Source organism: Stenotrophomonas sp. pho (genome assembly GCF_006228405.1).
GTDB classification, from domain to species: Bacteria; Pseudomonadota; Gammaproteobacteria; order Xanthomonadales; family Xanthomonadaceae; genus Stenotrophomonas; species Stenotrophomonas sepilia.
In genome coordinates, this window is record NZ_CP029759.1 from 3,365,888 (window position 1) to 3,386,870 (window position 20,983).

The 20,983-nt window shown below is 65.3% G+C and carries 19 protein-coding genes; 9 read left to right on the plus strand and 10 right to left on the minus strand.

The window, feature by feature from the left end:
• Positions 1-35: 35 nt before the first annotated feature.
• The gene (gene mtgA, locus DL544_RS15810) at positions 36-785 is read right to left on the minus strand and encodes a monofunctional biosynthetic peptidoglycan transglycosylase (RefSeq protein ID WP_005418407.1); all 750 of its coding nucleotides are present in this window, start codon (positions 783-785) and stop codon (positions 36-38) included.
• Positions 786-862: 77 nt separating this feature from the next.
• On the opposite strand from mtgA, the gene hslO reads away from it, so the two are divergent.
• The 3 genes from hslO (at position 863) to DL544_RS15825 (ending at position 5,977) form a co-directional block, all read left to right on the plus strand.
• Positions 863-1,756 (plus strand): Hsp33 family molecular chaperone HslO, encoded by an 894-nt coding sequence (gene hslO, locus DL544_RS15815; RefSeq protein WP_049412229.1) that lies wholly within the window; start codon positions 863-865, stop codon positions 1,754-1,756.
• Between the two features lie 116 nt (positions 1,757-1,872).
• The gene (locus DL544_RS15820) at positions 1,873-2,727 is read left to right on the plus strand and encodes an XOO1806 family protein (RefSeq protein WP_139727515.1); all 855 of its coding nucleotides are present in this window, start codon (positions 1,873-1,875) and stop codon (positions 2,725-2,727) included.
• A 373-nt stretch (positions 2,728-3,100) separates the two neighbouring features.
• A complete protein-coding gene (locus tag DL544_RS15825; protein WP_065185429.1) occupies positions 3,101-5,977 on the plus strand; it encodes a TonB-dependent receptor domain-containing protein in 2,877 nt (958 codons plus the stop codon).
• A 141-nt stretch (positions 5,978-6,118) separates the two neighbouring features.
• Here the strand turns inward: DL544_RS15825 and DL544_RS15830 are convergent, their stop codons facing one another.
• Positions 6,119-6,721, minus strand: coding sequence for a TetR/AcrR family transcriptional regulator (locus DL544_RS15830; protein WP_005418411.1), 603 nt, complete (start codon positions 6,719-6,721; stop codon positions 6,119-6,121).
• 153 nt (positions 6,722-6,874) lie between these two features.
• Between DL544_RS15830 and DL544_RS15835 the strand changes: the two genes are divergently transcribed.
• From DL544_RS15835 to DL544_RS15845, 3 genes are all read left to right on the plus strand, one after another.
• Positions 6,875-7,792 (plus strand): alpha/beta fold hydrolase, encoded by a 918-nt coding sequence (locus DL544_RS15835; protein WP_053501026.1) that lies wholly within the window; start codon positions 6,875-6,877, stop codon positions 7,790-7,792.
• Positions 7,789-10,266 carry an acyl-CoA dehydrogenase gene (locus DL544_RS15840; protein WP_065185428.1) on the plus strand — a complete coding sequence of 826 codons (2,478 nt, stop codon included), beginning with the start codon at positions 7,789-7,791 and terminating at the stop codon, positions 10,264-10,266. The genes DL544_RS15835 and DL544_RS15840 overlap by 4 nt, the downstream gene beginning before the upstream one ends.
• 75 nt (positions 10,267-10,341) lie before the next feature.
• Entirely contained in the window at positions 10,342-10,809 is a 468-nt protein-coding gene (locus tag DL544_RS15845) for a hotdog fold domain-containing protein (RefSeq protein ID WP_139727517.1), read from the plus strand.
• 172 nt (positions 10,810-10,981) lie between these two features.
• Here DL544_RS15845 and DL544_RS15850 read toward each other — a convergent pair whose 3' ends face one another.
• From DL544_RS15850 to DL544_RS15865, 4 genes are all read right to left on the minus strand, one after another.
• Positions 10,982-11,842 (minus strand): IS3 family transposase, encoded by an 861-nt coding sequence (locus DL544_RS15850; RefSeq protein WP_065185370.1) that lies wholly within the window; start codon positions 11,840-11,842, stop codon positions 10,982-10,984.
• Complete coding sequence (locus tag DL544_RS15855; protein WP_032954795.1) at positions 11,839-12,132, minus strand: transposase; 294 nt, start codon at positions 12,130-12,132, stop codon at positions 11,839-11,841. The genes DL544_RS15850 and DL544_RS15855 overlap by 4 nt, the downstream gene beginning before the upstream one ends.
• Positions 12,133-12,573: 441 nt before the next feature.
• On the minus strand, positions 12,574-12,924 hold the full coding sequence (locus DL544_RS15860; RefSeq protein WP_005418419.1) for a DUF1304 domain-containing protein: 351 nt from the start codon (positions 12,922-12,924) through the stop codon (positions 12,574-12,576).
• 42 nt (positions 12,925-12,966) lie between these two features.
• A complete protein-coding gene (locus tag DL544_RS15865; RefSeq protein WP_005418421.1) occupies positions 12,967-14,295 on the minus strand; it encodes an NTP/NDP exchange transporter in 1,329 nt (442 codons plus the stop codon).
• Positions 14,296-14,580: 285 nt separating this feature from the next.
• Between DL544_RS15865 and DL544_RS15870 the strand changes: the two genes are divergently transcribed.
• Positions 14,581-15,981, plus strand: a complete 1,401-nt coding sequence (locus DL544_RS15870; protein WP_065185425.1) for a serine hydrolase domain-containing protein — start codon at positions 14,581-14,583, stop codon at positions 15,979-15,981.
• A gap of 146 nt (positions 15,982-16,127) precedes the next feature.
• Here DL544_RS15870 and DL544_RS15875 read toward each other — a convergent pair whose 3' ends face one another.
• Complete coding sequence (locus tag DL544_RS15875) at positions 16,128-16,886, minus strand: SDR family NAD(P)-dependent oxidoreductase (RefSeq protein ID WP_139727519.1); 759 nt, start codon at positions 16,884-16,886, stop codon at positions 16,128-16,130.
• A gap of 114 nt (positions 16,887-17,000) precedes the next feature.
• On the opposite strand from DL544_RS15875, the gene DL544_RS15880 reads away from it, so the two are divergent.
• Positions 17,001-17,915, plus strand: a complete 915-nt coding sequence (locus DL544_RS15880) for a LysR family transcriptional regulator (protein WP_005418424.1) — start codon at positions 17,001-17,003, stop codon at positions 17,913-17,915.
• A gap of 64 nt (positions 17,916-17,979) precedes the next feature.
• Here DL544_RS15880 and DL544_RS15885 read toward each other — a convergent pair whose 3' ends face one another.
• Positions 17,980-18,486: a hypothetical protein gene (locus tag DL544_RS15885; protein ID WP_032954412.1), complete on the minus strand. Its 507-nt coding sequence runs from the start codon at positions 18,484-18,486 to the stop codon at positions 17,980-17,982.
• 111 nt (positions 18,487-18,597) lie between these two features.
• Between DL544_RS15885 and DL544_RS15890 the strand changes: the two genes are divergently transcribed.
• Positions 18,598-18,969: a hypothetical protein gene (locus tag DL544_RS15890; RefSeq protein WP_139727521.1), complete on the plus strand. Its 372-nt coding sequence runs from the start codon at positions 18,598-18,600 to the stop codon at positions 18,967-18,969.
• 292 nt (positions 18,970-19,261) lie between these two features.
• Here the strand turns inward: DL544_RS15890 and gcvH are convergent, their stop codons facing one another.
• The gene (gene gcvH / locus DL544_RS15895) at positions 19,262-19,657 is read right to left on the minus strand and encodes a glycine cleavage system protein GcvH (RefSeq protein WP_005418426.1); all 396 of its coding nucleotides are present in this window, start codon (positions 19,655-19,657) and stop codon (positions 19,262-19,264) included.
• 93 nt (positions 19,658-19,750) lie between these two features.
• Positions 19,751-20,863 carry a glycine cleavage system aminomethyltransferase GcvT gene (gcvT, locus tag DL544_RS15900; RefSeq protein ID WP_005418427.1) on the minus strand — a complete coding sequence of 371 codons (1,113 nt, stop codon included), beginning with the start codon at positions 20,861-20,863 and terminating at the stop codon, positions 19,751-19,753.
• Positions 20,864-20,983: the final 120 nt, after the last annotated feature.

Below are 20,983 nucleotides of genomic sequence, written 5' to 3' on the forward strand. Positions count from 1 at the left end.
GCCCGGCCCGTCGCCTGCCAATTGCAGCGCCGGGCTCAGTCCTCCGACAGATAGGACGCACCACCCAGCTGGCGCGCCTGGCGTTGGATCCACGCGGCCCGCCGCTGCACATACGGCCCAGGCTTTGCCGCGTTGTAGCGACGCGGTGCCGGCAACACCGCGGCCAGGCGCGCGCTCTCGGCCGGACTCAGCCGGGCCGCGTCCTTGCCCCAGAATTTCTGCGCTGCCGCTTGCGCGCCATACACACCATCACCGAATTCGGCAATGTTGGCGTACATCTCCAGGATCCGCTCCTTTGGCCACAGCGCCTCGATCAGCACCGTGTACCAGACTTCCAGGCCCTTGCGGATCCAGCTGCGGCCCTGCCACAGGAACAGGTTCTTGGCCACCTGCTGGCTGATCGTGCTGGCGCCGCGCAGGCGCCCGCCCCTGGCGTTGTGGTCGCGCGCCTTTTCGATGGCCTGCAGGTCGAAGCCGTTGTGGTCGGGGAAGCGCTGGTCCTCGGCCGCCACCAGCGAGATCGGCAGGCTCGGTGCCATCTGGTCGAGGTCGCGCCACTGGTAATGCAGCCGATAGGACCAGTCGGCCTCGCCCAGCGCCTCGCCATAGCGCCACAGCATCACCATGGACACCGGCGGGTCGATGAACCGCAGCACCAGCACCTGCAGACAGCTGAAGGCGGCCAGCAGCACCGGCAGCCACAGCAGCCGCTTCCAGCGCCAGCGTCGCCGGCGCGGCGCGGCGACCACGGCCTCTACCTTGTGCTGCTCTCCCGCTGCCCCCATTACTGGTGCATCCTTCTTCTGTCTGGTTGTCGGCGCATTATCCGGCAACCGCCCCCGTTTACGCGCGATGTGAGCCGATGACCGCCAACCCCGATTCCCTGATCCGTTTCCTGCTCCCCGACGCCGGCGTGCGTGGCGTGCATGTGCACCTGCAGGCCACCTGGCAGGAAATCCTGTCCCATGCCGCCTACCCGGACGCCGCTGCCGAACTGCTTGGCGAGGCCTGCGTCGCCTCGGCGCTGTTCACCGGCCACACCAAGATCGACGGGCGCCTGTCGGTGCAGCTGCGCAGCAGCACCGCGCTGCGCACCCTGTTCGCCGAATGCACCGCCGCCGGCACCCTGCGCGGTATCGCCCAGCTCAGCGAGGGTGGCGACGCACCGCGTGACCTGTCCCGCCTCGGTGATGACGCAATCCTCGCCATCACCATCGAGAACCCCGGCCTGGACCCGCGCGAGCCGCAGCGCTACCAGAGCCTGGTCGCGCTGACTGCGCCGGAACTGGACGAGGCCTTCGAGGACTACTTCCGCCAGTCGGAGCAGCTGCCAACCCGCCTGCTGCTGGCGGCCGACCGCAACGGTGCCGCCGGCCTGCTGCTGCAGAAGCTGCCGGGCGACGAAGGCGACGAGGATGGCTGGGCCCGCGCCAGCGCCCTGTTCGAAACCCTGGGCAAGGCCGAACTGCTGGCGACCCCGGCCGAGCAGCTGCTGCACCGCCTGTTCCACGAGGAGCGGCCGGAACTGCTGGGCGACAAGCCGCTGTCCTTCGCCTGCTCCTGCTCGCGCGAGCGGGTGGCTGGCATGCTGCAGTCATTGGGCGAGGACGAAGCCCGCGCGGCCGCCGAGGCCACCGGCGCCGTCGAGGTGCGTTGCGAATTCTGCGGGCGTGAGTATCACTTTCCATTGACGGAGTTCGGCATACTGTTCCACGGCGCCCAGGGGGCTGTAGCGGCGCCTGAACGACTTCAGTAAACGGCAGTCTTGTACCTGGGGAGGATCAAGGCTTGTTAAGAATTCATAAACACCCTAGGATCGAGTTCCCGTCCCCACGGGAACTTCCGTTGTCCGTCCCTGTCTGAACTGGTCCGATGCGTACCTTCCTGCGTCTACCGCTGGCCCTGCTGATCGCCCTTGGCGCGATCACGGGCGTGCATGCGCAGAGCAAGGACACCCGCACCGTGTTGCCGGTATGGAACAAGGGCAGCGGCAAGGTCGAGGCGCTGCTGTACCTGGAGCCGACCGGCGAACAGGCAGCCGGCGCCCGCTGGCATTTCGGCCGCAATTCGCTGGACGCGGCCTTTGGCCTGTCCTCCGGCGATTCGCTGGGCCTGCTCTGCAACAGCAGCAGCGGCAGCGGCACCAGCATCAGCGGCCTGGCCAGCCATTGCATGCTGGCCAGCCTGGGCGACGAGGATGATCTGAACAGCCGTCGTTTCAGTGGTACCGCCGCGCTGAACCGCGGCAACAGCCGCCTGGGCATCACCGCCGGCACCGGCCGTGAAACCCTGCCCGCCTGGTTGGCGGGCCCGAACAAGACGCCCTCGCTGCGCGCCGAGCAGAACGATCTGACCGTGTTCGCGCAGAAGAACATCGGCCGCGAAGGCTTCGTCTCCATCGCCGGTACCTACGCCAAGGCACGCCTGGTACCGCTGGCCGACGCTTCGCCGGCCATCGTCGATCGCTGGGACAGCAAGAGCCTGAGCATCGGTGCCGGTTACGGCAACTTCACCGGCAGCATCATCGGCCGCGTGGTCGACGTGCCGGGCAAGCCCGGCAAGTGGGAAGGCCTGGGCATCGGCCTGACCTGGCGTACCCCGTGGTCCGGCCAGCTGACCGTCGGCGCCGAGAACGTGATCAGCCGCGGCAAGAATCCATTCTCCCCGCGCAACGAAAGCAACGACGACGGCACCGTGCCGTACGTGCGTTACGAACAGGATCTCTGATCCCCCCTATCAGGTTCAGCAACGATATTCCCGAAGGCGCCGAAAGGCGCCTTTTTTGCATCTGCGTGCCTGGCTCGCACTTGCATGAGCGGTATCGACCGCAGAGCGTATCGACATATTGGGATACATATCAGTCGAAACTTTTTTCATCATCCTGCGTTAACAAACGAGGCAGATCAGCACGACCATGCCAGCAACCCATTGATTGGGCTGGAAAAATCGCGTTTTTACCAAAATCACAGACTTCATTAACACAGCTTTAATTCTTGGCGAACGCCCGTTACTATCGGGTCAGCCTCGCGATTTGGGAGCGCTTTTTCGCTCCCCCGCCGGGCATTAACCCCAGCCAAGATTTCTTGGAGAGAGAGAGCCAATGAAACTCAAGTCCAGCCAGCTGCGTGACGCAGTTGTGATCGCGCTTGTCGCCGGTGCCACCACCGCGACGGCCCACGCCCAGGAAGCCACCAACCTCGACCGCATCGAGGTCACCGGTTCGCGCATCCGTCAGGTCGATACCGAAACCGCCCAGCCCGTTCTGAGCATCAGCCGTGCTTCGATCGAGAAGAGCGGCTTCAAGACGGTTGCCGACGTCCTGCAGAACATCGCAGCCGCCGGCAGCCCGGCCATCAGCCGTTCCGAGCCGCTGTCCTCCGGCGAAGCCGTCGGTGGCTTCTACATCGACCTGCGCAACCTCGGTGCCGAGCGCACCCTGGTGCTGGTCGACGGCAAGCGCCTCGGCGCCAGCGTCAGCGGCCTGCAGGACGTGTCGCAGATTCCGTCGGCCATCGTCGAGCGCATCGACGTACTGAAGGACGGCGCGTCGTCGATCTACGGCTCCGACGCGATCGCCGGCGTGATCAACATCATCACCCGCAAGAACTTCCAGGGCCTGGAAGCCAACGCCTACGTCGGCCAGTACGGCGAAGGCGACGGCCAGAAGACCAGCTACGACTTCGTGGCCGGCTTCACCGGTGACCGTGGCTCGATCACCATCGGCGCCGAGTACGCCGAAGAAAAGGAAGTGTGGGCCAAGGACCGCTGGTTCAGCCGTTACCCGCGCACCACCTTCCACCCGGCCCAGAACTGGAGCCCGGTCAGCCAGTGGGGCACCATCATCGATCCGGATACCGATGACTGGCTGGTGCTGAACCGCGGTGGCGACTATCGCGACGTCAACCAGTACCACGACCAGGACTTCGCCGGCATCACCGGTGATACCAGCAACTCCAACACGCAGATGCACCTGCTGACGCCGACCAAGCGTCGCTCGGTGTTCGCCAACGTCCAGTACGACCTGACCGACAACATCCGCTTCGTCTCCGACCTGCTGTATACCCGTCGTGAGTCGCAGGCCCAGGTCGCAGGCTATCCGTTGCAGTCCGCGTCGTATGAGCGCCTGGGTGCCAAGTGGGATGCCGACAGCTACTACAACCCCTTCGGCAAGGATATGGGCTTCATGCGCCGTGGCTGGGAAGTGCCGCGCCTGTCGACCAACAAGCTGACCACCTTCCGCTTCACCGGCGCCCTGCAGGGCAGCTTCCAGTTCAATGACAAGTACTTCGACTGGGAAGCCGGCTACATCTACCAGAACTCGGAGAACCAGCAGAGCCAGACCGGCAACTACAACGTGCTGGCGGTCAATGCCGCCACCGGTCCGTCGTTCTTCAACCCGGCCACCGGCCGCGTCGAGTGCGGTACGGCCGCTGGCCTGGTTGACGGTTCCAATCCGATCTATGGCCCGGGCGCCGGCGGCTGCCTGCCGTGGAACCCGGCCATTCCGTACGGCCGTACCGGTGACGGTGGCCTGACCGGCAACCCGGATCTGCAGCAGTTCCTGTTCCCGACCACCAAGAACACCGGTGAAGTCACCACCAAGACCTACTACGCGAACATCGCCGGCAGCCTGTTCACCCTGCCCGCCGGCGACCTGGGCTTCGCGCTGGGTTACGAGTACCGCGAAGACAAGGGTTCGTACAATCCGGACGCGCTGTCGCAGACCGGCTACTCGACCGATCTGGCCGCCGGCCCGACCGGTGGTGGTTACGACGTCAACGAAGTCTATCTGGAGTTGAATGTTCCGATCCTGGCCGACCTGCCGGGTGCCAAGGAACTGAGCTTCAACGCCGCCACCCGTTACTCGAAGTACAGCACCTTCGGCGACACCACCAACAACAAGTTCGGCCTGAAGTGGAAGCCGATCGACCAGCTGCTGGTACGTGCGACCTACGCCGAAGGCTTCCGTGCGCCGACCATCGACAATCTGTACGGTGGCAGCTCGCAGACCTTCGCGTACTTCACCGATCCGTGCGACACCTCGTTCGGCTCAACTGATCAGCCGGGCGTCGCCGCCCGTTGTGCCGCGGCCATCGGTCCGACCGCCAGCACCTTCCGCCAGCTGCGCCAGGGTTATGTGCCGGCCAGCGGTCCGGATGAGCAGACGCCGGATCCGTTCAACGCCGTCTCCAACCCGAACCTGACTCCGGAAAAGTCCAAGTCCAAGACCGTTGGCCTGGTGTGGAGCCCGACCTTCGCCCAGGGCCTGAACATGAGCCTGGACTGGTGGAACATCAAGATCACCAACACCATCGTCACCGACAGCCCGGATGACCAGCTGAACGACTGCTACGTGCTTGGCATCGCCGAGCGCTGCAACTCGTTCACCCGTGATCCGAACCGTCACAACGTGATCAACCTGACCTACGCACCGCGTAATGCCGGTTACCAGGAAACCGAAGGCTTCGATTTCGACGTGGCGTACCGCTTCGAGACCGACAGCTGGGGTACCTTCAGCGCCAACCTGCAGAACAGCTACGTCACCAAGAACGTACTGAAGACCACCAACGCGCAGCAGGTGCCGGTGTCGATCCTCAACGGCTTCGGCAGCAACTTCCGCCTGCGTTCGAACCTGGTGCTGGGCTGGGAGCGTGGCGACTGGGGCGTGACCTGGGGCACCCGCTACTTCTCCAGCGTCAAGGAGCGTTGCTACTACAGCGACGAGTGCAGCCTGCCGGACTTCGGTTCGCCGGATCCGGTGCGTGACCAGCCGATGAACAAGCGTGGCTCGACCATGTTCCACGACGTCCAGGTCTCCTGGAACGCACCGTGGAATGCGACCATCGCCGTCGGTGCGCGCAACGTGTTCGACCACTACGGCCCGCAGATGTACTCGGCACCGAACTCGCAGTTCTCCTACTACGGTGGCTACGACATCGGTCGCTTCATGTACATGCAGTACAAGCAGAAGTTCTGATCGGGAACCTGATCAGCTGATGCAGCAACGGCCCCGAAAGGGGCCGTTGTTCTTTGTGCGCCATGGACGGGCGCTGGCCAGCGCACAACAAAAAAGGCCGCAGCATCGCTGCGGCCTTCCTTCGAGATCATTTCCGGGCACTCATCCGTTCGGAATCAGCGTCTCGATCAGATGCTCGACGTACGCTTCGAAATCCTCGCGCGCCTGCTTGGGCTGCTGCAGCTGCAGCGACAACTGCAGGAAGCCGACATAAGCGGCGTACGCAAGGCGTGCGCGATGACGCGCATCGGTCGAGCTGAGGCCGGCCTGGCGGAACGAGGCGACCAGATAGTCGAGGCGACGCTGCGAGACCCGGTCGATCACCGGCCGCACCATCGGATGATCCAATGCCTTCAGCAGCTCGCTGTAGATGATGTGCGGCTGCACTTCATGCGCCACCATCTGGAACAGCTGGCGCAGGCGCACACGCGGATCCGGTACGTCTTCCAGGCTGCCGAACACCTGTTCCTGTTCGAACAGTTCCCAGCGTTCCAGCGCCGCCTGCAGCAATGCGTCGCGCGAAGGGAAATGCCAGTAGAAACTGCCCTTGGTAACGCCGAGCCGCCGTGCCAGCGGCTCCACCGCGACGGCGCCTACGCCTTGTTCAGCAATCAGGTCGAGGGCCGCCTGGGCCCAGTCTTCGGCACTCAGGCGGCTGTTGCGGCCGGCGCGCGGTTCGCCGGCGGAAGCGTCAGGTTGATTCATGGAGTGATTTAACCATACGCCGGGGTTCGTTGCAGTACGCGGTTGCGGTCGAAACCGTCGCAGGCCCCTCGGAAGGGTCCCTCCACGCGCATTCTGCAACGCACCATACCGTGCAGTATTGACTTCCCCTCGAAGCTCTCCATACTAGCAAGTATGGTTATGTCCCCAACTCCCGCTGCGTTCCATGACCTGCGCCTGGACGCCGCCCATGGCGCCCGCCTGGCGGCGACCGCCAGCGAGCATGGCCGGCGCGGCCGGGTCCTGTTCGCCCATGGCTTCGGCCAGACCCGCCATGCCTGGAACGCCACTGCCCGCGCACTGAACGCGGCCGGCCTGCAGACGCTGGCCTACGACGCCCGCGGCCATGGCGATTCCGACTGGAATGGCACCGATCTGCCCTATCACGGCGAACAGTTCGCCGACGACCTGATCGTGCTGGCCGGCGAACAGCCGCGCCCGCCGGTACTGGTTGCCGCTTCGATGGGTGGCCTGTTCGGCCTGCTGGCCGAATCGCGCTGGCCGGGCCTTTTCTCGGCCATGGTGCTGGTCGACATCACCCCGCGCTGGGATACCGCGGGTGTCGAGCGCATCCTCGCCTTCATGACCGCCCATCCCGACGGCTTCGCCTCGCTGACCCAGGCCGCCGACGTGATCTCGGCCTACATGCCGCACCGGCCGCGCAAATCCGAGCAGTCGCTGCGTGCGCTGCTGCGCGAGGACGGCCACGGGCGCTGGCGCTGGCATTGGGACCCACGCCTGGTGGCCGAGCTGGCGCGCGACAGCGAACAGCACCAGGACGCACTGGCCGAGGCCGCACGCCAGGTGAAGTGCCCGCTGCTGCTGGTCAGCGGCGGCCGCAGCGACCTGGTCACGCCGCAGACCGTGGCCGAATTCCTGGCGCTGGCGCCGCATGCGCGCCATGTACAGCTGCCGCAAGCGACCCACATGGTCGCCGGCGATGACAACGACGCCTTTACCGCTACTGTGTTGGACTATCTGGACGTGTTGCCCGCAGCGGACGCTGCGGCTTCGTCCGCCACAAACGAGCACGTCACCGGAGCACGCTCATGAGCATCGTTCTTCCCTTCCTCGCCTTGCTGCTGGCAGGCGCCTTCGTCGCCTACCACCGCATGCGGCTGGTTACCTGGACGCTGATCAGCGTGGCCCTGCTGGCCGCCTGCTGGTTCATTCCCTACGTCAACCAGACCGCCACCATCGTCGCTGCGGCGGTGCTGGCGGTGATCGCCGTGCCGCTGCTGCTGCCGTTCATCCGCAAGCCGCTGCTGACCGGCCCGATGATGAAGGTGTTCCGCAAGGTGCTGCCGCCGCTGTCGCAGACCGAGCGCATCGCGCTGGAAACCGGTTCGGTTGGTTTCGAGGGCGAACTGTTCACCGGTGATCCGGACTGGAACATCCTGCTCAACTACCCCAAGCCGCAGCTGACTGCTGAAGAACAGGCCTTCCTCGATGGCCCGGTGGAAGAGCTGTGCACGATGGTCAACGACTGGGAAATCACCCACGTCCACGCCGACCTGCCGCCGGAGCTGTGGGCCTTCATCAAGAAGAACAAGTTCTTCGGCATGATCATCCCGAAGGAGTACGGCGGCCTGGGCTTCTCCGCGCTGGCCCACCACAAGGTGATCCAGAAGCTGGCCTCGGTGTCCTCGGTGGTCAGCTCCACCGTCGGCGTGCCCAACTCGCTGGGCCCGGGTGAACTGCTGGTGCATTACGGCACCCAGGAACAGAAGGACCAGTACCTGCCGCGCCTGGCCGATGGCCGCGAAGTGCCCTGCTTCGGCCTGACCGGTCCGTTCGCCGGCTCCGACGCCACTTCGATCCCGGACTACGGCATCGTCTGCAAGGGCGAGTGGAACGGCGAGCAGGTGCTCGGGGTCAAGCTGACCTTCGACAAGCGCTACATTACCCTGGCCCCGGTCGCTTCGCTGATCGGCCTGGCCTTCCGCATGTACGACCCGGATGGCCTGATCGGCGATACCCGCGACATCGGCATCACCCTGGGCCTGCTGCCGCGTGATACCGCCGGCGTCGAAATCGGCCGTCGCCACTTCCCGCTGAACTCGACGTTCCAGAACGGTCCGATCCGCGGCAAGGACGTGTTCATTCCGCTGACCCAGCTGATCGGCGGCGCAGCCATGGCCGGCAAGGGCTGGAACATGCTCAACGAGTGCCTGGCGGTGGGCCGCTCGATCACCCTGCCGTCCACCGCCAGCGGCGGTGCCAAGGCCGGTGCCGCCGTGACCGGCGCCTATGCGCGCATCCGCAAGCAGTTCGGCCTGTCGGTCGGCCGCTTCGAGGGCGTGGAAGAAGCGCTTGCCCGCATCGGCGGCAAGGCGTACAAGATCAGTGCGCTGTCGCAGGCCACCGCCGCTGCGGTTGACCGTGGCGATGTGCCGTCGGTGCCGTCGGCCATCGCCAAGTACCACTGCACCACCATGAGCCGTGAAGTGATCTCGGACATGATGGACGTGATCGGCGGCAAGGGCATCATCCTGGGGCCGCGCAACTTCGCCGGCCGCAGCTGGCAGGCCGCGCCGATCGCGATCACCGTGGAAGGCGCCAACATCATGACCCGCAGCCTGCTGATCTTCGGCCAGGGTGCGATCCTCTGCCACCCGTGGGTGCTGAAGGAAATGAAGGCCGCGCAGGATCCGGATACCCGTGCCGGCCTGCAGGAGTTCGACCGCAGCCTGTTCGGCCACATCCGCTTCGGCATCTCCAATGCCGTGCGTTCGTTCTGGTTCGGCCTGACCGGCGCGCGCTTCGGCGCCGCCCCGGGCGACGCCTACACCCGCCGCTACTTCCGCAAGCTGGACCGTTACTCGGCCAACCTGGCGCTGATGGCCGACATCTCGATGATGACCCTGGGCGGCAAGCTGAAGTTCAAGGAATCGCTGTCCGGCCGCCTGGGCGACGTGCTGAGCCATGTCTACATGACCAGCGCCATGCTCAAGCGCTACCACGACGAAGGTGCACCGCAGGCCGACCAGCCGCTGCTGGCCTGGGCCTTCCATGACAGCGTGCACAAGATCGAAGAGTCGCTGTCGGCCGCGCTGCGCAACTTCCCGATCCGTCCGATCGGCTGGCTGATGTGGGCGCTCATCTTCCCGTTGGGCCGTCGTGCCGAGGCTCCGGGTGATCGCCTGAGCCGCCGCGTCGCCGCCCTGCTGATGGCGCCGAATGAAGCCCGCGACCGTCTCGCCAATGGCGTGTTCCTGACCCCGTGCGAGAACAACCCGGGTGGCCGCATCAACAGTTACCTGAGCAAGGCGATCATGGCCGAGCCGGTGGAGCGCAAGTTCCTGAAGGCACTGAAGAGCAAGGGCATCGAGGCGCTGGACTTCAAGAGCCAGCTGGACGAAGCCGTGGCCGAAGGCGTGATCACCCAGGACGAGCGCAGCCTGCTGGAAGAGCTGCGTACGCTGACGCTGGATACCATCACCGTGGACGACTTCGACACCCACGAACTGCGCGCGGCCAGCTACTACGACCGCCAGCACAAGGACCCGCATTCGCAGGCGGCCTGATCGCCCGCGACACGCGTTGCCTCGACGGCGGGCCTTGGCCCGCCGTCGCTTTATCCGCCGACCGGAATCCTCCTCATGTCCACGCCCCTGCTCTCGCTCTACAACCGCCTGCAGCGCTGGCCTGCCGGCACCTGGCTGTTCTCACGTGCGGTGTGTTTCAAGGCGCCCTACTTCGCCAGCATCGCGCCACGCATCACCCGCCTGGAACACGGCCGCTGCGAAGGCACGCTGGCCGACCGCCGCAGAGTACGCAACCACATCGGCACGGTGCACGCGATCGCGATGTGCAACCTGGCCGAACTGACCGCCGGGTTGATGGTCGATGCATCGCTGCCGAAGGGCATGCGCTGGATCCCGAAGGGGATGCAGGTGCAGTACCTGGCCAAGGCGCGTGGCACGCTGCAGGCGGTGGCGCTGCCGGCACAGCCTATTGTTGTCGCGGCCGAGGGCTATGCGCTGCCGGTGACGGTCAGCGTGCGCGACCGCGCGGGGACGGAAGTGTTCAGCGCGGTCATCGACATGTGGATGTCGCCGGCGAAGTAAGTTCCCGCGAACGGCGCAGCCCCTCGTGGGTGGGTCGCGAAATGCGGTTTATAGGCTGGCCGGAGGGGTGGGGCCGGGCGGGGACGCCGCAAGTACGTCCGTGTAGGCTTAGCCGCGCCATCCATGGCGCGGATTGATCTGGCCCCCTGAAAACGGACGCCATGAAGCCGTTTCAGGCGGCAGCCCGGAGCTGCCGGGCGTAGTTGTTAGGCGAGTGGTAGCCCAGCGCCGAGTGTAGCCGGGCTGGATTGTAGAAGCCGTGGATGTAAGCAGCGATGCACTGGCTGGCTTGTTCCCTACTGGCGTAAGGCTCGGCAGCCTCTTCTGTCTTGAGCGTCGCAAAGAAGCTCTCGGCCACCGCGTTGTCCCAGCAATTGCCAGGCCGGCTCATGCTTTGGACCACGTCATGGGACTGCAGCAGCTGGCGAAACTCGTTCCCCCAGTACTGCCCACCACGATCTGAATGGAAGATCAGGCCGGGTCGTTGTGGATGCAGAGCCCAGGCATTGGCAAATGCTTTCACCACCAGCTCTTCAGTCAGACGCTTGGAAACGCTGTAGCCCAGCACCTGCCGGGTCTGGACGCTGATGACCACGGCCAGATGCAGCCATCCCTGGCGGGTGGGGACATACGTGATATCCCCGACCCACGCCGTCGGTCCGGTTCCGGGGGCAAATTGCCGATCCAGCAGGTTGGGGGCGAGCTGAGATGAGCCGCCGGAGGACTTGGGTCGGAATCGGCCTTTGGTCTTGCCCTGGATTCGCTCCTCGGCCATTAACCGTGCCACGCGCTTGTGGCCGACTGGATGATTCCTGGCTCGTAAGGCCCTGACCAGCCGACGTCGCCCATAACTGCGCTTGCTGGTCACATGAATGGCCCGAAGCTCGGTACGCAGGGCCGAATCGGCATCGCACGCTTGGGCACATTGCCGACGCAGGTAATCATGGAATCCAGAGACAGAAACCCCAAGAACCCGACACAACAACCTGGTCGGGTAGTGAGTCCTTTGACTGGCGACGAAGGCGTACCTCACTTGGACTCTCTGGCAAAGAACGCCGCCGCTTTTTTTAGGATTTCCCGCTCCATCTTCAGATTGGCGTTCTCGGCCCGAAGGCGGCTGATCTCGCTTTCCAGGTCGGTGGTTGGCCTGCGAGCCTCAGAGGTCAGAGACCGGCCAGCACGGACCGCGTCAAGCCAATTTGCCAGCGTCTTGACCGACATCTCCAGCTGACGGGCTGCTGCGGCAGGCCCGAGCGACTCGGCCAACTCCACGGCTTGGTGCTTGAACTCATCGGTATAGCTACGACGGGTGATACGGGACATAAGGGACCTCCAAGTGCGATCAAAGTATCGCTTCTTGGCGTCCGCTGACGGGGGGCCAGATCAGATACCCCGCCCGGCCCCACCCCTCCGACCTCTGACAGATCTCTGTGGCGTCCACCCACGCAAGAGAAAAAAGAAGAGCAAGAGCAAAAGCAAAAGCATAAGCGGCCCACCGGCCGCTTTTTTCATGCGCGCAGAACCCACGAGCGCAGCGATCCGCTGTTGCTGTTGATCTTCTTTTTCTTCTCCGTGGGCTGGCCGCCCACGGAAACTGTCAGGGGTGGGGCGGGTGGGCCGTGCAGGGGCGTTGGCGCCATGGATGGCGCCATCGAGCTTACATGGACGTACTTGCAGCGTCCCCTGCACGGCCCACCCGCCACACCCAACACATGACCCGCTTTACGCGACCACTCCACGAGGGGCTGCGCCGTTGGCTGGAAACTACGCTACCGCGCGAAACACCAACGCCAGGATCGCAGGCACCGCCTGGATCATGAAGATCCGGCGGCTCACGCTGTACGCCCCATAGCACCCCGCCACCACCACGCAGGCCAGCGAGAACGTCACCAGCACCGGCTGCCCGATCACCAGCCCCACCACGATGCCTGCTGCCAGGAAGCCGTTGTACAAGCCCTGGTTGGCCGCCAGCACGCGCGTGGTCGCCGCCTTCTCCGGCGTGTTGCGGAACGTCTTCAGACCCAGCGGGCGGGTCCACAGGAACATCTCCAGCGCCAGGAAATAGACGTGCAGCAGTGCGACCAGCAAGGTCAGGGCGAGTGCGATCCAGTACATGGGCGGTTCCTTGGACAGGGATGGGGCTCGGAGCCCGGGAAATCATCGGTCGCGCGGCAGTTTCTTTTCTTCGCGCAGTACACCGAACGCGGCTGCGGTCATGCACGCGGCCACCAGCATGCCGCCGATGAACACTACGTGCGAGCCGAACAATGACAGGCCCTTGTGCACCCAGGCAAAGCTCAGGTCCGCACCGCGGTAGACCACGGTGTCGATCGCTGCGCCGGCCTTGTAGCGCCACTGCCGGTCCACGCGCGTGTAGATTGTCTCGCGCGCCGGCTTGGCCAGTGCGAATTCGCTGGCCCGGGTCATCACCTGCACCACCGCGACCATCAGCGGCATCGGCGAGGCCGCCAGCACCGAAAAGCCGATCAGGATCGCGAAACCGGGAATCAGCAGTGCCGGCGCGATGCCGTGGCGCGACAGCAACCAACGGGTCAGGCCCAGCTGCATCAACAGCGCCAGCGCATTCACCGCCAGGTCGATGCGCGAGAAGAACGCGGTACTGGCCGCCGGGTCGGTGAAGGCCGCGCGCACGATGCTGGCCTGCTGGTTGTACAGCAGCGTGCCGACGCCCACCCCGAACACCACCATCACCGCCAGCCAGCGCAGCAGCGGCTCGCGCACGATCAATTTCAGGCCGTCCAGCACGCTGCCGCCCATCGGCTGCTCGCCGGACACCAGCTGCTGCTCGCGTTCGCGCAGCACCGCCCAGTGCCGCAGCCGCCAGATGCACAACAGGCACACGACCAGGAATCCCGCCGAGACCAGCATGAGGTTGGCGATGCCCACGCGCTGCACCAGCGCACTGGTGATCAACGGGCCGAGGAAGGCACCGACGGTGCCCGCCGCGCCAATGTATCCATAGAAGGCCCGGGCCTGCACATTGGAGAACACATCGGCCATGAAGCTCCAGAACACCGCCACCGCGAACAGGTTGAAGACGGTGATCCAGAAGAAGAAGGCCATGCCGCGGCCCGGCACGCCGCTATCGAACATCATGTAGAAGCCCAGCAGGGTCACGATGAAGAAGCCATACACCGCCGGCAGGAACACCCGTCGTGGGAAGCGGCTGACCAGCCAGCCGTACACCGGCTGCAGCACCAGCATGATCACGAACACGCAGGAGAACAGGAACTGCAGCACGAAGTCCTTCAACGCGACGCCGTGGTTGGCGAACCAGGCGATCAGCACGGGCGGGAACACCGTTTCCAGGTCTGCCGAGGCGGCCATGGCCTCACGCACCGGGCGCAGCACGTAGTAGCCGCTGAGCAGGCAGAAGAAGTACAGGAACGACCACCACAGCGCCGGCGACTCGCGCAGTGCCGCCGTCAGGCCCTGCAGCGGCCCCTTCCCCCGTACCGCACTCACGCGGTGTCCCTCGCCTGAAGACGGCGGTTGGACAGCGGCATGGCAGGCTCCGGGGCGATGAAACGCGTACGTTAGCCAATGCACCGCAACATCGCCAGCGCGACGCGCCTTCCTGCGGGCGGATCAGCCCCGCTGATCAGCCCGGGATGACACGTTCCGATACATGCTTCCAGCGCCTCAAATTCCAAATTTTTCAACGAGATGCGCATTCATCTTCGCTTTGTTTGTGCACAAGGGAAAAGCGGCGCTAGAATCGCCATCAGCAGTCGCGCACGGGTCCAACCGATGAAAAAGAACAGCCTGCGTCGCCCGATCCGTTCGGCGGCCACCGGTTTGCTGGGCATGCTGATGCCCGTTGCCTTGTCCACCACCGCGCAGACACCGCCGGCATTGCCGCCGATGCCGACCAACATCGAATCCGCTGCGGGTCCCACTGTCGCCCACACCCAGCCGGCGGCCTACCGCACCGGCCTGGTGCCGCGCGTGCAGGCCCCGGCGCCCGGCTTCAACGTCGCCAACATCGAATCGATGGCGCAGCAGCTCACCTATGGCGAACGCGTGCCGGGCATGGCCGTGGCGATCGTGCAGGGCGGCCGCATCCTCAGCGCGCGCGGCTATGGCGTTACCGACGTCAACAACCCGCTGCCGGTCGATGCCCACACCGTGTTCCGCCTGGCCTCGCTGTCCAAGGCCTTCGCCGGCACCATGGCCGGCCTGCTGGTCAACGACGGCACGCTGCGCTGGGACAGCAAGGTCACCGACTATGTGCCGGGCTTCCGCCTGAACTCGCCGGAAGCCACTGATCGCCTGACCGTGGCCGACGTGCTCAGCCATCGCGTCGGCCTGCCCTACAACGCCTACGACCGCGACATCGAAGGCAACGCCGAGTACTACGCGCTGACCCAGAAACTGGCCAACACCAGCCTGAAGTGCCTGCCGGGCGACTGCTATGCCTACCAGAACGTAGCCTTCAGCCTGATCGGCGATGTCGTCTACGCGGCCTCCGGCAGCTTCTACGAGCAGTCGGTCGAGCGCCGCATCTTCAAGCCGCTGGGCATGAACGATGCCAGCCTCGGCCTGGCCGGCATCCAGGCCAGCTCGCGCTGGGCGCGTCCGCATGTGCGCGGCCGCAACGGCTGGGTCTCGCTGACGCCGAAGCCGACCTACTACCGGGTCGCCCCGGCGGCCGGCGTCAATGCCAGCGCCAGCGACATGGCGCAGTGGCTGCTCGCCCACACCGGCCACCGCCCCGACGTGCTGCCGGCACCGCTGCTGGCCACCCTGCATTCGAGCCTGATCAGCACCCCCGGCGAGATGCGTTCTGGCTGGCGCCGCGAGCGCCTGCACTCGGCCGGCTACGCCCTGGGCTGGCGCACCTTCGACTACGCCGGCCACGACGTGGTGTTCCATGCCGGTGCCGTGCAGGGCTATCGCGGCCTGGTCGCGCTGGTGCCGGAACGCGATCTGGGCATCGCCATCATGTGGAATGGCGAAAGCAGCCTGCCCAGCGGCCTGCTGCCGACCGTGCTCGACTCCGCGCTCGGCCTGCCGGCGCAGCGCTGGCTGGACGTGGACACCGACTTCGGCAGCGACAACCTGATGGCCGAGGGCGCCAGCCCGGCCCAGCAGGACAAGCGCAAGGGCAAGGGCGCCTCGGGCAATCGTGCGGTGGCGTCGCCGCGCTGATAAGGCGGGCTCGATCGGGTGTGCGAAGGGCGGCCTGCGGGCCGCCCTTTTTGTTGTTGTGTAGGGCCGAGCCGAGCCGTGCTCGGCTGAGCGGAATCCTGGCGCAAGGTGGCCGAGCATGGGCTCGGCTCTACAGCTCCGCAGCATTAGTGCGCGAAGTAGTGCATGCCGCCGTCCACCGGAATCACCGCGCCTGTGATGTAGCCGGCCAGCGGCGAGGACAGGAACGCCACCAGTGGCGCCACTTCCTCGGGTTCACCGAAGCGTCCGATCGGGATGTTGCTGGCGATGAACGCACGTCGGCATTCCTCGGTGGGATGCAGGCGTTCCAGGATCTGCGCGCTGTTGATGCGCCCCGGTGCAATCGCATTCACCGTAATGCCCTGCCCGGCCACCTCCGACGACAGCCCCTTGCTCCACAGATGCAGCGCCGCCTTCGCCGCAGTGGCCGCGTTCACCGCACGCGGTTCCATCGAACCACTGAAATTGATCACCCGTCCCCATGCCTGCGCCTGCATGCCAGGCAACAGCGCCTGGGTCATCCGCCGCGCGGCGGAAAAGTTCAGGGCGATCGCTTCCTCCCAGACATCATCATCGGCATCGACGGTGGTCGGCCGGGAGCCACCTGCGGCGTTGACCAGGATGTCGACGCGTTGCAATGCCTCCCGGGATGCCTGCGCGATGTACCGGACGTCACCGGCCACGGTGACATCGCCGGCCACGATGACCGGTGCCGCGCCGCCTTCGGCTTCGATCCGCGCCGCAAGCGCCTGCAGCGGTGCCCGCTGCCGTGACGTGATGGCAATGCGCACGCCCTGGGCCGCCAGCTGCCTGGCGACGGCGGCACCGATGCCGCTGGCCGCGCCCGTCACCAAAGCGGTGCGGCCTGCAAGATTCAAGTCCATGGTGTTCTCCTGTCCGCATGGCCGGCCAATCCAGCCCTTGCACGACATGCTGTTTGATCACCCCTGATTGATAAACTCCGCGCAGGTTTCAGCATTCAACACCCGGGGTGTCAGATGAACCTGCTGGAAAGCATGCAGGTCTACGTGCTGATCGTGGACAAGGGCAGCCTCAGTGCTGCAGCTGCGGCGATGGACATCTCCGCGACGATGGCCGGCAAGCATCTGCGTGCATTGGAATCACGGCTGGGCATGCAGCTGTTGAGCCGAACCACCCGGCGCCAGCACACGACGCCGTTCGGCCAGGACTACTACACGCGCTGCCGGGAGATCCTGCGCCTGGTGGACGAAACCGATGCGCAGGCGCAGCACCAGCACCTGGCACCGGCGGGCACGCTGCGCATCAGTGCACCGGTGATCTTCGGTACGCATGCACTGGTACCGGCACTGGCCGAGTACATGGCGCGCCATCCGGATGTCCGGGTCGAAGCGACGCTGACCGATCGCGTAGTCGACCTCGCCGAAGAGGGCTTCGAAGCGGCGCTGCGGATCGGCACGCTGGCCGACAGCAGCGTGCTGGTGGCGCGAGCCCTGGCCCCTTATCGCCTGATGATGTGCGCCTCGCCGGCGTATCTGGCCAGGCATGGCACGCCAGACAGCGTGCATGCACTTGCCGGCCATCAATGCCTGTCGTTCGAACCGAGTGCACTTGCACAGTGGCTGCAGGACGACGCTGGCGAGCTCGACCACGTGCCCGACGGCCGGCTGCAGATCAACAATGGCGAAGCGCTGCGTTCGGCGGCGCTGCATGGCCTGGGCATCATCCTGCAGTCGACGCTGCTGCTGGCAGCCGATGTCGAGGCTGGGCGACTGGTGCAGCTGCTCCCAGGGCACGGCCAGGCCGGTCGGCCGATGCATGTGGTCTATGCGCACGATCGTTACCATTCCACCCGCCTGCGCAGCTTCCTCGACTTCCTGGTGGAACGATTCCCGCCGGCAATCGCCCAACCAGGCGACCGAAGCCGCCCATAAAAAAACCCCCTCCCCGCTGGGCAGCCAGGGAAGGGGGTTTCAGGATGCGGCTATCGGGAAGTACTTAGATCAGCGGCGCCGGGGTTGCCGGCAGAGCGACCGGAGCGGCCTTCTTCTTGCGGGCGGCCGGCTTGCGCTTGGCAACCTTCTTCGCTGCCTTCTTCGGGGCAGCCTTCTTGGTGGCCTTCTTCGCGGTCTTCTTTACTGCCTTCTTGGCGGTCTTCTTGACGGCCTTCTTGGCAGTCGCCTTCTTTGCGACCTTCTTGGCCGGCTTGCGGGCCGTAGCCTTCTTGGCAGTCTTCTTGGTGGCCTTCTTGGCCGCCTTCTTCGCGGTCTTCTTGACGGCCTTCTTGGCAGTGGACTTCTTGGCGACCTTCTTCGCCGCCTTCTTCACTGCCTTCTTCGCAGTGGTCTTCTTGGCGACCTTCTTCGCCGCCTTCTTCACTGCCTTCTTGGCAGTCGCCTTCTTCGCGACCTTCTTCACTGCCTTCTTGGCAGCGGCCTTCTTCGCGACCTTCTTCACCGCTTTCTTGGCGGCGGGCTTCTTCTTCGCAGCTTTCTTGGTTGCCATGGGATGGCTCCTCGTCAGTGATAGGGAGTTGAAACGCCCAGTTGGATCAAACCCGCGGATGCTGCGTGCGGGGGCCGCCGGCGCGTCAAGCGCGCCGTTACGGATGCGGCGATGCCCGCCTCGATCGGCGGAGCGGACATCGGAACGGAAGGTGCCTTGCATTTCTCCGGGGGAAGCGGGGCCGTGTCCACCGTCATCAGGGTCGCGGTGGTCTTGAAGGGGCTGCTTCGCATCGGACGATTGATTCTGCGCACTCGGTTGGGCAGGCAAGGTCTGCTGAGGCGAAACCTAATCACGGTTTTTTTTACTGTCAACAACCCCCGCGAAAAATTTTCACATCCGCGCCTTTCCGAGTGCCGTCGGCGCCACTGCTCTACGCGGCCCGCCATGGCGGTTGAAGCGTCGCGCAAGCGTGCTGCATGCACCGGCATCGATGCATACGTTGAACAAAAAGCACTTGAAATAAGCACTCCGCGCATCTAGACACAGACTCGCAACGGCATCGCGCGTGCGACGTCGATGGTCACCGGCGCCGCCACCAACGCCAGCACAACAGCGCCGCAACAGGGGGCGAAAAGTTTTCACATCCGAGTGCGTCGGCGCGGGGCTGAAACGCGGATTTGCGCAAAACTGCGCACGCCCATCGGCACCGTTCGCCTGTCGGCTGATGCCACGCCGAGGGTGCGCAGCGAACCCCGCGTCATGAGTCCGGTGCAGTCGCCAAAACAAAAACGGCCACCCGAAGGTGGCCGTTCCAGAATCCGGAAACGACGACTCAGTGGTCTTCGTTCTCCAGGGCTTCGGCGTACGCGTCCGGGTCCAGCAGCTCGTTGACCTCATCGGCGTTGGTCAGTTCGACCACGAACATCCAGCCTTCGCCGTAGGCATCTTCGTTGATGGTTTCCGGCTTGTCGGACAGGGCCGAGTTGACCTCGACGACCTTGCCGCTGATCGGGCTGTAGACGTCCGAGGCGGCCTTCACCGACTCGACGACGGCGATCTGCTCGCCAGCCTTGGCGTCGGCGCCGACTTCCGGCAGTTCGACGTAGACCAGGTCACCCAGCAGGCCCTGGGCGTGGTCGGAAATACCGACGGTGACGCGGCCATTGCCTTCGACACGGGCCCACTCATGGGACTTGAGGAACTTGAGGTCGCCGGGGATCTCGCTCATGGGACTGCTCCAGAGATATGCAGGGGTGGAAAAAACGGGGCTAGTGTAACCAACCGGCCGCCACTGCTGTCAGTGACGACCGGCACGTACGGATCAGGCGTCGGTGAGCACGCCGGGCTGCGCCTGGCCTTCCCGAACGAACGGGAACTTGACCACCCGCACCGGCACCTGACGGCCGCGGATGTCGACGGTGACCTCGCCGAGTTCACCGGCCGGCACGCGGGCGAAGGCGATGCCCTTGGCCAGCGTCGGCGAGAAGGTGCCGGACAGGATCTCGCCCTGGCCGCTGGCCGTGGTGACCGTCTGGCCGTGGCGCAGCACGCCCTTCTCGTCCATCACCAGACCGATCATCTGGCGCGCGGTGCCGGCGCTCTTCTGCGCCTCCAGCACGTCGCGGCCGATGAAGTCGCGGCCTTCGTCCAGCGACACGGTCCAGGCCAGCGCCGCTTCGTACGGGCTGATCTCTTCGTCCATGTCCTGGCCGTACAGGTTCATGCCAGCTTCCAGGCGCAGGGTGTCGCGCGCGCCAAGGCCGGCCGGCTTCACGCCCGCCGCCAGCAGGCGGTTCCAGAAGGCGACCACGGCGTCCTGCGGAAGCAGGATCTCGAAACCATCTTCACCGGTGTAGCCGGTGCGCGCGACGAACAGCTCGACGCCGTCATCGGACTGCACCTGCAGGGCGGCGAAGCGGCCCAGCTTGGTCAACGCTGCGCGGTCGGCTTCGCGGGCCAGGCCGATCACGATGTCGCGCGCCTGCGGGCCCTGCACGGCGAGGATGGCCAGGTCCGGGCGCTGCTCGACGGCGACGCCGAACGGCGCAGCCTGCTCGCGCAGCCAGGCCAGGTCCTTCTCGCGGGTAGAGGCATTGACCACCATGCGGAAGAAGTCGTCGCCCAGGTAGTAGACGATCAGGTCGTCGATGACGCCGCCGCGCGGATTCAGCATGCACGAGTACAGTGCCTTGCCGGTCACCTTCAGCTTGTCGACCGAGTTGGCCAGCAGGCGGCGCAGGAACGGCTTGACCTGGTCACCGCGCAGGTCGACCACCGTCATGTGGCTGACGTCGAACACGCCGGACTCACGGCGCACCAGATGGTGCTCGTCCAGCTGCGAGCCGTAGTGGATGGGCATGTCCCAACCCCCGAAATCGACCATCTTGGCGCCAAGGGCGCGGTGGGTATCGTTGAGCAGCGTCTTCTGGGTCATGACCGGGTCCGGCAGCAGAGGAAACAGGAAACCCCATTATCCCAGATCGGTCGCCCGCAGGCGTGCCGCAGCGCAGCGGTTCATGCAAGCGGAAGTGCAACCCGCCCCGCCCTTTCCTCT